Genomic DNA, 13,021 nt, shown 5'->3' with positions numbered 1-13,021 from the left:
TCAATAGTTTGAATAATTATTGGGAGCTTTCTGACTGAGGATGCTTTGCCTTTTGCCAGTCTTCATAATTATAAGATATTGAGTAACCTACAAACGTACCGTATAAAATAAACACACATATTGTTGTAACCCATGTATTTAACGATAATTCAGTTAGGTGTGGAACATTTGGAAAAAGTGGTTGAAGTACAAAGAATACGATTGCCCATACAGCTATTCCAAATATAATACTTACCCATAATGAATAGACTTTCTTTAACAATATATAGTAAAGAAATGCAATAGCTACAGATACTATACCTGCTATAATAATTGTGAAAAAGTTCCCTAACCAGCTATCTGTCCAACTAGCATTAACCCAAGAAGTTAATAATAACGATTTAGGTGATACCTCCATGAAATTAAAGTAATAAAATATACTAGCTATTAAACTCCATAGAATACCGCCGATAAATCCAGTTAATAACGATCTTGCAAGTAATGTGAGCCGATCCTCATTTTGATTGGAATGATTTTGTTTCCCAGAACTCATGTAGTTACACCTCCATCGATTAGTATTGCCAATCGATGGTGAACTATCACATTTTATACTAAAAATCTTTACTATAAAGACAATCAATCATTGCATAAATAATAATGTATAGGGAAGAATATAGTATCAATAATGATTCATCTGATCATACAAATCGTGTTCAAATATCGGAAATTGGTATATCATTAAAAGAAGATATCTGTTTACTAACCTTACTTAAAACGAGTAGAAAAATTCTAAGTAAGGAATGTAATTAATTGCAACCAACTTATGTATAAGTCTCTGTATGTATAAATTGATTAGGAGGGGTGTAAATGAGAAATAAATCTATGACTATATTGGTGTATATTATAATTGGATTAGCCGCCGTTGGGCTTTTTTCACAATTATTCGGGAATACAATTTCATTCCTTTCTAGAATATTAGTTACCATTGTAATCGGAGCAGCAATTTTTGGTTTACTTTACTACTTTTTTGTTAGGCGTAATTCCCCAACAAATACGGAAGATCGAAAAAAGTATAAACAAGCAGTGAAGCAATCGAAGACTAAATATAATTCTACCTCTTCTCCTATACCAAAAAAAGCAACACATAAAAAGAAACGAACAAAAAAAGCAAGTCACTTACGTGTAATTGAAGGAAGTAAATCGAAAAAAAAGAACCGCGCTTCATATTGAGCGGTTCTTTTTTTGTTGAGTGTTATCCATGCCATTTTTTCAAGAATTTTTCTGTACTATTTCTTCCGGAAATAATTAATTTTTGTCTCGCTTCTTCTGTTAATGAGAAATTCATGGCTGCTGTTCCTTCAACAGGTACAAAAATGATATTCTTCTTGTCGCTAGTAGAAATATATCTAGAATCATGCGCCTGTTTCATAGTCGAAAAGAGAGCTTGAAACATACCAATTGCATTATCAATCTTTCTTGGACCAATCTCTTGTGTTATTTCGGTTAATTTCACACCTAATAACGGCCGAAGTGGTTTATTTGTAGGTTGATCAAAAATCCACATTGGAAAGTTACTGAGTAATCCTCCATCAACAACAATACTTTTTTGTTTATACCTTCCAGGTACTCTCTTGGGCATAAAGAAATACGGGAAACCCGCACTCATTCGTACAGCTTTCGAAACAGGGAAATATTCAGGCTTTATACCATAAACTCTTTCTAAATCATCAGGAATCACTACTAATTTCCCTAAGGATAAATCACTCACAACAACTTTTAAATAACCTTCTTTAATATCAGAAAAGGTTTTAATGTGTTTCCGTTCTAAAACCTCCATCAACCAAGCTTCAAGTTTATCTCCTTTATTAATTCCAAGCTGGAAATATAGAAAAAACCATTTTGTCAGCGGTAAGAACTTTGTAAGCAAAGGTGGATCTGCTAAAGAAGAAAGATCTAATTCATTTACAAGCTCTTTAATTTCTTCCATTGAGTATCTTGCTGCAATCATTGAAGCAATAATTGCTCCAGCAGATGTTCCTGCAACTCGTTCGAATTCAATATGATGTTCCTTAAAGGTTTCTAATACACCTACATACGCAAAAGCCTTTACTCCTCCTCCAGAAAAAACACCATCTATATTCATAACATCTCTCCATACAGTTGTTACTTCATATATAAGCACAGATGTTAAGAGTTATTCCAATAAACAAGTATAAAGTATGATAATATCGAACAGATTTTTCTGTAAATTTAAAAACCGAACTATTATAAGGAACATCCTCTCTAAAAGTTCGGCTCTCATTTATTAATTTTCTGTTACCTCGTTTACTTGCTGGTCACTTTCTTTAATTACCTTTTTTAAATCTTTTACGCGTGAATCATCTTTTTTAAAATAATTTACAAGGTCCCCAATACGGTCAATAGAGTTCCAACTTAGATGGTGTTCAATTCCTTCAACATCTTCATATATATTTTCATCATTTACTCCAATTATTTCTAAAAACTCTTCTAATAATTCGTGACGAAATACTAGACGTTCTCCAATTTTCTTACCTTTAGTAGTTAATACAAAACCACGGTACTTTTCGTAATCAAGATACTGATCCTTATCTAGTTTTTGTACCATTTTTGTGACAGAAGACGGATGAACATCCAAGGCCTCAGCAATTGCTGAAACACGAGCGTATCCTTTTGATTCAATTAAGTTATATATTATTTCAATGTAATCTTCCATACTAGGTGTAGGCATAAAACGCGCTCCTTAAATAGGTGAAAATATTTTTTATCACAGGCAACATTTTTTCTTTTCTATACTATGAGCATACATGATTGTTGGGTCAGACTCAAGTTTTTATTCAAGAAACACAAAATGCGACCGGCCGTTAGAAACATAGCGAGTGTATCCTATTTTTTAGGACTATTGAGTTAATCACGGAGAGGTGACAAACCGATGGTGTAGTGCGATTTCCTGAAGTCTTCTAGTTTCTCGACGCTTGCATAGGACGTGGTCGTTGCTGTCTACTAAAAGATATGAAGTCCAAATTCTTTCCTTTTAAATAAAAACTTTGAAAAATAGACGCTCTACCCATATAATGATAATGTAGACTAGAATTACGGGGGACCTAGAATGGAAATTTTAATTATAGCATTAGTCGTTTTATTAGCGGTGAGTCTATTCCGATATTATAGACAGAAGAATTATTTAAAAGTATTAACCGAAGATCAATTTCGTGAAGGATATCGAAAAGCACAATTAATTGATGTTAGAGAGCCTCAAGAATTTGATAGAGGTCATATTTTAGGAGCAAGAAATATCCCAATGACTCAAATGAAACAACGTCTTGTAGAAATGCGTAAAGATAAACCAATTTATTTATATTGCCAAGGAAGTTCACGCTCAGCAAGAGCAGCTCAATTACTTCATAAAAAAGGCTACAAAGAAATCTATCAGCTTAAGGGTGGATTTAAAAAGTGGACGGGTAAAATCAAGACAAAAAAATAGCAGAAAGATTAAAACCGAACCATCATTTGATGTTGTTCGGTTTTTACTTTTCATTAATAGAAGTAATTTAACTCATTGAATCAATTCATAATTAATATATTTGGTGTAAAATCCTAATGTTGCGCTGTTTGATTTCCATTGCAGACGACGCTTTCCGCAGGTACGACTTCAAAGCGTAAGAAATATACAGAGACTCCTGTGGGAAGACGACCTAGGTGAGACTCCGGATTGCTTAGCTACCGGAGGCTCGTCAGCCGCCGCTGTATTAGCGAAGTATATTTCTGCAGAGGGTTTTCAAAAGCTAATCATTCGGATCTATCTTTTGAGTGAATATTTTTGTTCCAATCCCTTTTGATAGGTTTATTCTTAATGTAACAAGAGTTTTACTCGCACTAATAAAGAACTGCTTATGGATTGTATCTAAGTACAGGTTTTCTAGCAGCAGTTGTTTCATCCATACGCTTTACAATTGTCTCATGGGGTGCTTCCTGAACAATTTCAGGGTTTTCCTCAACTTCCTTAGCTATTGTGCGCATCGTATCTATAAATCCATCTAATGTTTCTTTCGATTCTGTTTCAGTTGGTTCTACCATCAATCCTTCTTCTACATTCAATGGGAAGTAGATTGTAGGTGGATGATAACCAAAGTCTAATAATCGTTTTGCCATGTCTAATGTTCTAACCCCGAGTTTCTTTTGCTTACTACCTGATAAGACAAATTCATGTTTGCAATGTTGTGGGTAAGGAAGTTCAAATGTACCTTCCAACTGTCTCATCATGTAATTGGCATTTAATACAGCATATTCACTGACCTTTTTAAGCCCTTCTGATCCCATAGTCCGAATATACGTATAAGCACGTAGGTTTATTCCAAAATTCCCATAGAACGGTTTAACCCTTCCAATAGATTGTGGTCGATTTTCATCAAAATCATAACTATCTTTGTTTTTAACAATCAATGGTTTCGGTAAAAATGAAGCTAATTCTTCACTAACTCCAACTGGACCTGACCCAGGTCCTCCACCACCATGTGGACCAGTAAACGTTTTATGAAGATTCAAATGTACTGCATCAAACCCCATATCTCCTGGACGAACATAACCCATGATTGCATTCAGATTAGCCCCATCGTAATATAGCTTACCACCAGCATCGTGGACTATTTCAGCCATTGTCAAGATATCTTTTTCAAACAATCCAAGTGTATTAGGGTTTGTTAACATTAGAGCTGCTGTATCGTCCCCTACTACCTGTCTTAAATCATCTAAATCTACTAATCCTTCTTGATTCGATTTAACTGTAACAGCTTCAAAACCAGCAACAGCTGCAGAAGCTGGATTTGTTCCATGAGCAGAATCCGGAACAATAACCTTAGTTCGTCCATAGTCTCCATTAGACTCATGAAATGCACGGATCATCATTAACGCAGTCCATTCACCTTGTGCTCCAGCCGCAGACTGTAAGGATACTTCATGCATACCAGTTATCTCTTTTAACGATTCTTGAAGATCAAACATCATTGCCATTGCACCTTGAACAGTGCTGACATCTTGATACGGATGGATATGACTAAATCCATCTAATCTAGCGATATCTTCATTTATCTTCGGATTATATTTCATAGTACATGAACCAAGTGGATAGAACCCGGAATCAACTCCATAATTACGATTTGATAAACCAGTGTAATGACGTATTATATCAAGTTCACTCACTTCAGGAAGTTCTGGAGGAGTCTGTCGTACATATTCCGAACCTAATTCCTCTTCTAAATCAAATGATTCAACATCTAACTCTGGTAAACTATAACTGGTTCTACCTTCTTTACTTCTCTCAAATATTAGTGGAAAATCTTTCTTAGACATGAACATCCCCCAATTCTTTCACAAATTGATCGATTTCTTCCTTTGTTCGTACCTCTGTTACCGCTATTAACATATATCCTTCTAATGACTTATCATCTTTAGCAAGATCATATCCAGCAATAATACCTTTATCTAATAAATGTTTATTTATTTTTGAGACAGAACCTGGAACTTTTATAACAAACTCATTAAAGAAAGCTCCATCGAAAGCAACCTCTATTCCAGCTTCAAGAATTTTTTTCTTTGCATATCTTGCTTTTTGCATATTTACGCTGGCCAATTTACGTAATCCATGCTTACCAATTGAACTCATTGCGACAGAACTAGCTAATGCATTTAGAGCTTGATTTGAACATATATTGGATGTTGCTTTATCCCGTCGTATATGTTGTTCCCGAGCTTGTAAAGTTAACACATATCCTCTTGTGCCTTCTTCATCAACTGTCTCTCCTACGAGACGACCTGGAACTTTACGCATTAGTTTTTTTGTAGTTGCAAAATACCCACAATGAGGACCACCAAATTGCGCTGGGATGCCGAAAACTTGTGTATCACCTGTTACAATATCAGCTCCAAATTCTCCCGGAGGGGTTAAATATCCAAGAGCTAAGGGATTACTTGAGACAATTAACATTGTTTTCTGGTGGTTTTCAAGTAATTGTTCAATTTTTTTCATAGGTTCTAATTGGCCAAAAAAGTTAGGGTATTGAACAACTACACCAGCAATCGTATCATCTAGTGCTTGATCTAGTTGGGTTAAATCAGTGATTCCATTTACAGTATCAATTTCTATAACTTCAATTGATTGGCCTTTTGTGTAAGAATCAATAACTGCACGATATTCCGGATGAACCGCTTTTGATACCAGTACTTTTTTTCTTTTTGTGTGAGCAGCACTAAGATTGACTGCCTCTGCCAAGGCTGTGCCTCCATCATACATAGAAGAGTTTGCAACCGGTAATCCTGTTAATTCGGATATCATTGTTTGAAATTCAAAGATTGCCTGTAATTCCCCTTGAGATATTTCTGGCTGATATGGTGTATACGCAGTATAAAACTCTGAACGAGAAATTACATGATCTACTACAGAAGGAATGTAATGATCATACACACCTGCTCCTAAAAATGATGTGTATTCTTTTGTATGAATATTGCGACTAGCAAGCTCTGTTAATTCTTTTGTTAGTTCATACTCACTTATAGGGGCTTTTAGATTCATTTCACCCTTAAAACGAACATGTTCTGGAATGTCAGAAAAAAGTTCTTCCGTGGATTGAATTCCAATTGCGTCAAGCATTTCCCGCTTATCTAGATTAGTCATCGGTAAGTAACGAAATTCCATTGGTTGGTTCTCCCCCTTATCTTCCCCGTTTATAAAATGGTGTTGGAACAATTTTAGCCTTCAATATACGTTTTCGAACTTTTACGTCAACCTCTGTACTTATCTCTGTATAATCGGTATTAATTAAAGCTAATCCGACATTTTTATTCAGTGTCGGTGATTGGGTTCCAGAAGTTATAAAACCAATCTCTTTATCGTCTTTAAGTACCACATATTCATGTCTTGGAATCCCTTTATCAATCATTTCAATTCCTACTAATTTACGATTAATACCATTATCTACTTGATTTTTTAATACTTCTTTTCCTATAAAATCCGATTCTTTATTGACTTTTACTGCAAATCCTAAACCAGCCTCTATTGGAGAAATATCTTTTGATAATTCCTGCCCATATAATGCTAAATTAGCTTCAAATCGTAATGTATCACGAGCACCTAATCCAATTGGTTCTAATCCCTCAGCTTCTCCTTTTTCAAGAAGCAATTTCCATAACGCAGCTCCAGATGAAGCATCAATATAAATTTCGAAACCATCTTCACCTGTATACCCAGTGCGTGAAATAAGTGCCTTTGCCTCTATTCCACGTAAAGCTACATTATTCTTAAATCTAAAAAATTTAATTTCTTGTAAATTTTCTTCTGTACATTTTTGTAGTATATCTTCAGCTTTTGGCCCTTGTACTGCGAGCTGAACATACTGATTAGATACATTTTCAACGACAACCTCATCGTTCGTATACGAATTTTGCTGTATTATCCAATTTGCATCCTTTTCCGTGTTTGCAGCATTTACTACTAACAAATATTCTTCATCATCTAACATATAAACAATTAGATCGTCAACAGTACCACCATTTTCATAACACATAATAGTATATTGTGCTTTACCTGGTTCCAATTTGGAAATGTCATTTGTTAATACGTATTGCAAAAACGATTTGCTTTTTGGTCCTTTCACCGAAATTTCTCCCATATGAGATACATCAAAAAGACCTGCTTTTGTTCTGGTTACTTCATGTTCATGTTTAATACCTGAGAACTGTACAGGTAAATCCCATCCTCCAAAATCAATCGTTTTTGCACCATGCGATGCATATTCTGGAAAAATTGGTGTACGTTTTTGTTCACTCATTCCATCCACTCCTATTTTAGTTTGATGAAAAGTAAAGCGCATAAAAATAGAGACTCCTCCATAGTGAAGAAATCTCTGTCCTTAAACCAGAAAGTTGCATATTCATTCTTCAAAAAAGAACGAATATTTGCTTCGTGGGTGGTTTACTTGCGTAAACACTCTCCAGAGGTGCGTCATACAAGAGTCTTTTCTGCCTGAGAGATTCGCTCTTCACTTGCTCCTTCGGCGTTACTTTAAATAGTAAGCTCTCCCCTTGTAATCTTCCGCTGATGAAATATGTATATTTTGGATATACTAAGTACCAAAATAAAGGAAAATCTATTTTCAATTGGATTATAACACAGATACTATAGATTTTATAGAAAAAACCAAATTTTATTAACAAGAAAAGGGGATAACATATGGATTCTATCCAAGTCAACAAAGACGAACAATTTATCATAGACCTGGATGAGGCAATCCAGCGAGAAGAAAATCTAACAAGCTGGAAACTTTTCTCTATGGCATATGAAGCAGAAAAGCAAACGATGAGCCCTTCGTTTAAAGGGCTTCGTTCTATAAATCATTTATCGCATCTTCAAATCTTAGATCACCAACGAGAGGCAGCCGAACAAGTTATCGAAGAAATGGACGGAAGAGCTATACTTGCTGATGAAGTAGGATTAGGAAAAACAATTGAAGCTGGTTTAATATTAAAAGAATACATGGTAAGGGGATTAGTTTCAAAAGTATTAATTCTTGTACCTGCTTCATTAGTAAACCAATGGGAAAAAGAACTAAATGATAAGTTTTTTATCCCAGCTATTGCACATCGGAAAAACTACAGCTGGGTAGATAACCATGTAGTCATTTCATCTATCGATACTGCAAAACGCTCTCCAAACAGTGAGGAAATTCTAGATATTGATTATGATTTAATCATCATAGATGAAGCACACAAGTTAAAAAACGAGAAAACGAAAAACTATCAATTCGTAAGAGAATTAAAGAAGAAATACTGTCTATTACTTACTGCTACACCAGTTCAAAATAAATTACTCGAGTTATTTAACTTAATCAGTATATTAAAGCCAGGACATTTAGGAAACTATCAAACGTTTACTGAAAAATACGGGAAAGACAGAAAGAGAATGGAACAAGATCCATACTTGAAACAACTTGTTCAAAAAGTGATGATACGAAATACACGGAAAGAGACAGCTTTACAACCTTCCAAAAGAAAAATAGAAACGGTGTGGATGGACTTTCCAAAAGAATTCCAACAATTATACGATCAATTAGTTCAACTTTCATTTGGAATGTCATCATTTTCAAAGATTACCTATTTACGTGAATTTTGTTCTTCTCGTGAAGCATGCTATATGTCATTAGTAAAATTCGTAAAAGATATTGAAGATGTAGAACACCCTTTAAAAAAAATAATTTCTGATTTAGAATCCCTAGAACAACATATAAAAGCTGAACAAATGGTCAAATTAATTCAATCTTTAGGGGATGAGAAGGTTATCGTATTTACGGAATACAGAGCTACGCAATATTATTTGCAGTGGTTTTTACAACAACACGGGATTACTTCCGTTCCATTCCGTGGGGGATTTAAACGTGGAAAGAAAGACTGGATGAAACAGTTGTTCCGAGATCACGCTCAAGTATTGATAGCTACGGAAGCTGGCGGAGAAGGTATTAATCTTCAGTTTTGTCATAATATGATCAACTATGATCTACCATGGAATCCGATGCGACTGGAGCAACGGATAGGAAGGATTCATCGATTTGGTCAAGAAAAAGACGTACAAATATATAATTTAGTGATTAAAAATACGATCGAAGAACATATGCTTTCCCTATTATATGAAAAAATTGATTTATTCCAGAATGTAATTGGAAATTTAGATGCTATATTAGCTGAATTAAATGTGAAAAGTTTAGAATCTGAAATGGAATCTATATATAATGAATCAAGTTCTAGTGGAGAAGTAAGGATTAAATTAGACAATTTAACTTCCATAATAGAACAAGCGAATCCATCAGATAACAAAATGGAGGAGGAGCAAAAGTATGGCAATTCATGATTTAAATTCCTTTCTAAGTGAATATTTTCAAACAAAAAACTGCTTGATTGAGGAAAATATAGATGGGAAAATGGTCATTCAGCTAACAGAAGAAATGGATCGAGAACTAATGAACCGACCATTTTACTGGCATTATATAAAAAAGATAGGACGTCAAGGTGAGCCGATGAAACTGTCTATGATAACTAATCCTGATAAGAAAGATGAACAAGGTGAATGGATCCATTTCGGCAGCCCTCGCTTACATCAAATATTAAATAAATTAAAACAAGGTGAGCGTCTGACAAAATTATTCGAGGTAATACATACAGCGGAAAAAACTCCTTTATATCCGTGGTTAATTACCAATATTAAAGTTAGTTATAGTGGTAGATACAAAAAAGATGAAATATTATCAATGGGGTTGCAGTTAGTAAACGGTCGAATGGTTGTCGATGCCATGGATAAACTACAGAAAATTCCATTGGAAAAATCGATTTCCGATTATTGTTTTACGATGTCTCCCATAATTAAATTACAGAGTGGTTTTAAACGTATTCAAGATACAATAACCACTTATATTGAAAATCAAGAACATAATTGGGCTAAAGATTCATTTGAAGTTTGGAATGAAGAAAAAAAGACGCTGACACACTTTTATGAAGATAACTTAGAACATAAACGTTACATGCAGGAATTGGAAGATTTAAAAAAAAGATATCAACCAACAATTCAAATTAAAGTTATTAACGGTGGTATATTTTATTTAAAAGATAACTCCCTACACTAAAAAAGAAATGGATCATTTTCCATTTCTTTTTTTATACCATAATTTAAATGTAAATGGTAAAACTCCAAACCAACGACTCTGATATAAACTTTGCTTTTTTTGATGAGTATTTCTTCTTTTTTGTTTTTCTTCTTTTGGCAGGTCGATATAAGTAATTACTTGTTCCGTCATATACCGTAAATAGTCATTCCCATTCATAAACACACCGCCTTTATTTACTAGTTATTTTGACCAGTTCATAAACAATTATTCAAAATATTTTTAAATACAAGCAGGATTATATCGTATTATGTAGAAAGTATATTATAGTCAGAAATTCTTAGAAAGGAGGTAGATGAATGAATGAAGTAAAAAAACTTTCTGACTCCCTCATTCAATCTGCGGTCTCATTACAATCTTCGGACATACATTTTTATCCTTATACTACACAGACGGAAATTTATTTTCGTATTCATGGAAGACGTACACTACATCGAAAGATTTCTTCAAATCAATATCGATTATTAATTACTTATTATAAGTTTATTTCTGGTATGGATATTGGTGAGTCCAGAATACCTCAACACGGTACAATTATCTGGACAGAAACGTCGGACACATATTCTTTACGTATTTCTACCCTCCCCCACTATTTATTAGAGAGCATAGCAATACGAATCCACCCACAACAATCTCATCAGTTAGAGCAGCAATTGTTTCTTTTTCCAAATCAAATCCGTCACATAAAAAAAGAATGGTTATCAAATCAAGCAGGTATCATTTTACTAACAGGGCCGACTGGAAGTGGTAAATCAACGACTTTATACGCTCTATTAGAGTCCATACTTGCAGAAAACCCATGTCAAACAATCACACTAGAGGACCCAATTGAAAAAAAGATGGATAATGTATTACAAATTCAAATTAATGAAAAAGCAGGCATCTCCTACCACGCTGGATTAAAAGCAGCACTTCGGCATGATCCGGATATTATTATGGTTGGAGAGATCCGTGATCGCAAGACCGCTCATTTTGCCTTTGAGGCTGCTTTAACAGGGCATCTCGTTTTCAGTACGTTACATGCAAAGAATGCTGTTGGTACTATATTTCGTCTTAAAGAAATGGGATTGAAGGATATTGATCTTGAACAAAGTCTTTTAGCGATTGGAGCAATTCAGCTATTACCGATACAATATAGAGGGGAACAAAGAAGAGCTGCAATTATGGAATTGTTAGAGGGAGAACAATTGTCAGAAGTAATATACAATCAACGGAGTCACCTTGAATACCGTTTTACATTTGAATACCTACGAAAGAAGGCTTTTGCATATGGCTTTATATCTAAGAAAGATTATCCAGTCACATAAGCTATCTTCAAGCAAGCAACTTCGTTTTTTACAAATTCTAAGTAGAATGTTATCGAAAGGATTAACAATTTCTGAATCCCTAGAAACACTTTCTTTCTATGATGAATATAAACATGTTACTGATATGATTAAGAATGACCTGAAGAATGGATTACATCTAGATGAAGCACTTGAAAACGTTCATTTTCACCATTCTATCGTTACACATCTTTATGTTGTAAGAGATAATGGTAATTTAGAAAGTCGGATAAAGCAAAGTATACATCTATACCAAAATCGAATAAACTATCAGAAACGTTTTCAACAAGTAGTCCGATACCCACTTATTCTGATTATAACTTTTAGTATTATATTATATTTCGTATATAATCAAGTACTTCCATCCTTTCAATTTCTTTTTGTAAGCAACCTCTCCCCTCCTCTTCAACTCATATTTTTCACGTTACAATGGGCTGGTTATTTTATTCTTATTGTGTTATTTCTCATCCTAATAGCCTTTGTATATTGGTCTGTATTTAAAAAAAAGATATCTACTGACCTGAAGATAAAGATCATTTCTAAAATCCCTCTTCTTGCTAGTTACTATCGAAAACAAACATCTTTTCATTTTGCTACGCAATTAAGTTCCCTTCTTCAAGCAGATATGTCATTTCATACATTACTTTCCTATATGGCTTATCAAGATAAATTACCAATTATTACGTATTATTCAAAACAGATGCACTTACAATTAGCAAGAGGAAAATCATTAGAGAGTCTACTTACATCTTTTTACTTTATAGAAAAACAATTAAGAGCAATTATGTCTACTAGAGTTGACGCAAAGACCCTTGCTAAGGACTTACACGTATATGCTGAATTATCTATGGAAGAAATGTATTACCAATTAAATAAGATAATTACGTATATTCAACCTATATTTTTTATTATAGTAGGAGCTTTTATTATTTTCATTTATATTAGTGTCCTCTCTCCAATGTTTGAAATAATGAATTCAATTTAAGGAGTAGATCA

Annotated in this window: 13 protein-coding genes and 1 riboswitch; of the genes, 6 read left to right on the top strand and 7 right to left on the bottom strand. The window is 34.1% G+C overall.

Annotated elements, in window-relative coordinates:
• Positions 1–16: 16 nt before the first annotated feature.
• Positions 17–532, bottom strand: coding sequence for a YqhR family membrane protein (locus AQ616_RS05825; protein ID WP_017797011.1), 516 nt, complete (start codon positions 530–532; stop codon positions 17–19).
• Positions 533–846: 314 nt separating this feature from the next.
• Between AQ616_RS05825 and AQ616_RS05820 the strand changes: the two genes are divergently transcribed.
• The gene (locus AQ616_RS05820) at positions 847–1,209 is read left to right on the top strand and encodes an SA1362 family protein (protein WP_017797012.1); all 363 of its coding nucleotides are present in this window, start codon (positions 847–849) and stop codon (positions 1,207–1,209) included.
• A 22-nt stretch (positions 1,210–1,231) separates the two neighbouring features.
• Here AQ616_RS05820 and AQ616_RS05815 read toward each other — a convergent pair whose 3' ends face one another.
• Positions 1,232–2,122 carry a patatin-like phospholipase family protein gene (locus AQ616_RS05815; RefSeq protein WP_017797013.1) on the bottom strand — a complete coding sequence of 297 codons (891 nt, stop codon included), beginning with the start codon at positions 2,120–2,122 and terminating at the stop codon, positions 1,232–1,234.
• Positions 2,123–2,284: 162 nt separating this feature from the next.
• Positions 2,285–2,728 carry a transcriptional regulator MntR gene (mntR, locus tag AQ616_RS05810; protein WP_017797014.1) on the bottom strand — a complete coding sequence of 148 codons (444 nt, stop codon included), beginning with the start codon at positions 2,726–2,728 and terminating at the stop codon, positions 2,285–2,287.
• Between the two features lie 378 nt (positions 2,729–3,106).
• Between mntR and AQ616_RS05805 the strand changes: the two genes are divergently transcribed.
• Positions 3,107–3,481 (top strand): rhodanese-like domain-containing protein, encoded by a 375-nt coding sequence (locus AQ616_RS05805; RefSeq protein WP_017797015.1) that lies wholly within the window; start codon positions 3,107–3,109, stop codon positions 3,479–3,481.
• A gap of 407 nt (positions 3,482–3,888) precedes the next feature.
• On the opposite strand, the gene gcvPB is transcribed toward AQ616_RS05805, so the two are convergent.
• Genes gcvPB through gcvT form a run of 3 tightly spaced genes read right to left on the bottom strand, consistent with a single transcriptional unit; the run spans position 3,889 to position 7,820 of the window.
• Positions 3,889–5,346 (bottom strand): aminomethyl-transferring glycine dehydrogenase subunit GcvPB, encoded by a 1,458-nt coding sequence (gcvPB, locus tag AQ616_RS05800; RefSeq protein ID WP_017797016.1) that lies wholly within the window; start codon positions 5,344–5,346, stop codon positions 3,889–3,891.
• The gene (gene gcvPA, locus AQ616_RS05795) at positions 5,339–6,688 is read right to left on the bottom strand and encodes an aminomethyl-transferring glycine dehydrogenase subunit GcvPA (RefSeq protein WP_069685263.1); all 1,350 of its coding nucleotides are present in this window, start codon (positions 6,686–6,688) and stop codon (positions 5,339–5,341) included. Before gcvPA ends, gcvPB begins: the two co-directional genes overlap by 8 nt.
• A gap of 16 nt (positions 6,689–6,704) precedes the next feature.
• Positions 6,705–7,820, bottom strand: coding sequence for a glycine cleavage system aminomethyltransferase GcvT (gcvT, locus tag AQ616_RS05790; protein WP_026133778.1), 1,116 nt, complete (start codon positions 7,818–7,820; stop codon positions 6,705–6,707).
• Positions 7,821–7,991: 171 nt separating this feature from the next.
• Positions 7,992–8,083: riboswitch (glycine riboswitch) on the bottom strand.
• Positions 8,084–8,221: 138 nt separating this feature from the next.
• On the opposite strand from gcvT, the gene AQ616_RS05785 reads away from it, so the two are divergent.
• Together AQ616_RS05785 and AQ616_RS05780 are read left to right on the top strand one after the other, a co-directional pair.
• On the top strand, positions 8,222–9,892 hold the full coding sequence (locus AQ616_RS05785) for a DEAD/DEAH box helicase (RefSeq protein WP_017797019.1): 1,671 nt from the start codon (positions 8,222–8,224) through the stop codon (positions 9,890–9,892).
• Positions 9,879–10,661 (top strand): YqhG family protein, encoded by a 783-nt coding sequence (locus AQ616_RS05780; RefSeq protein ID WP_069685262.1) that lies wholly within the window; start codon positions 9,879–9,881, stop codon positions 10,659–10,661. The genes AQ616_RS05785 and AQ616_RS05780 overlap by 14 nt, the downstream gene beginning before the upstream one ends.
• A gap of 12 nt (positions 10,662–10,673) precedes the next feature.
• On the opposite strand, the gene AQ616_RS05775 is transcribed toward AQ616_RS05780, so the two are convergent.
• Positions 10,674–10,859 carry a YqzE family protein gene (locus AQ616_RS05775; RefSeq protein ID WP_017797021.1) on the bottom strand — a complete coding sequence of 62 codons (186 nt, stop codon included), beginning with the start codon at positions 10,857–10,859 and terminating at the stop codon, positions 10,674–10,676.
• A 140-nt stretch (positions 10,860–10,999) separates the two neighbouring features.
• On the opposite strand from AQ616_RS05775, the gene comGA reads away from it, so the two are divergent.
• Complete coding sequence (comGA, locus tag AQ616_RS05770) at positions 11,000–12,007, top strand: competence type IV pilus ATPase ComGA (protein ID WP_069685261.1); 1,008 nt, start codon at positions 11,000–11,002, stop codon at positions 12,005–12,007.
• A complete protein-coding gene (gene comGB / locus AQ616_RS05765; protein ID WP_069685260.1) occupies positions 11,970–13,010 on the top strand; it encodes a competence type IV pilus assembly protein ComGB in 1,041 nt (346 codons plus the stop codon). The genes comGA and comGB overlap by 38 nt, the downstream gene beginning before the upstream one ends.
• Positions 13,011–13,021: the final 11 nt, after the last annotated feature.

The organism is Oceanobacillus sp. E9, assembly GCF_001741975.1.
GTDB classification, from domain to species: Bacteria; Bacillota; Bacilli; order Bacillales; family Amphibacillaceae; genus Oceanobacillus; species Oceanobacillus kimchii.
The sequence above is the reverse complement of the archived record's forward strand: the minus strand, read 5'-3'. Positions and strand labels throughout refer to the sequence as shown.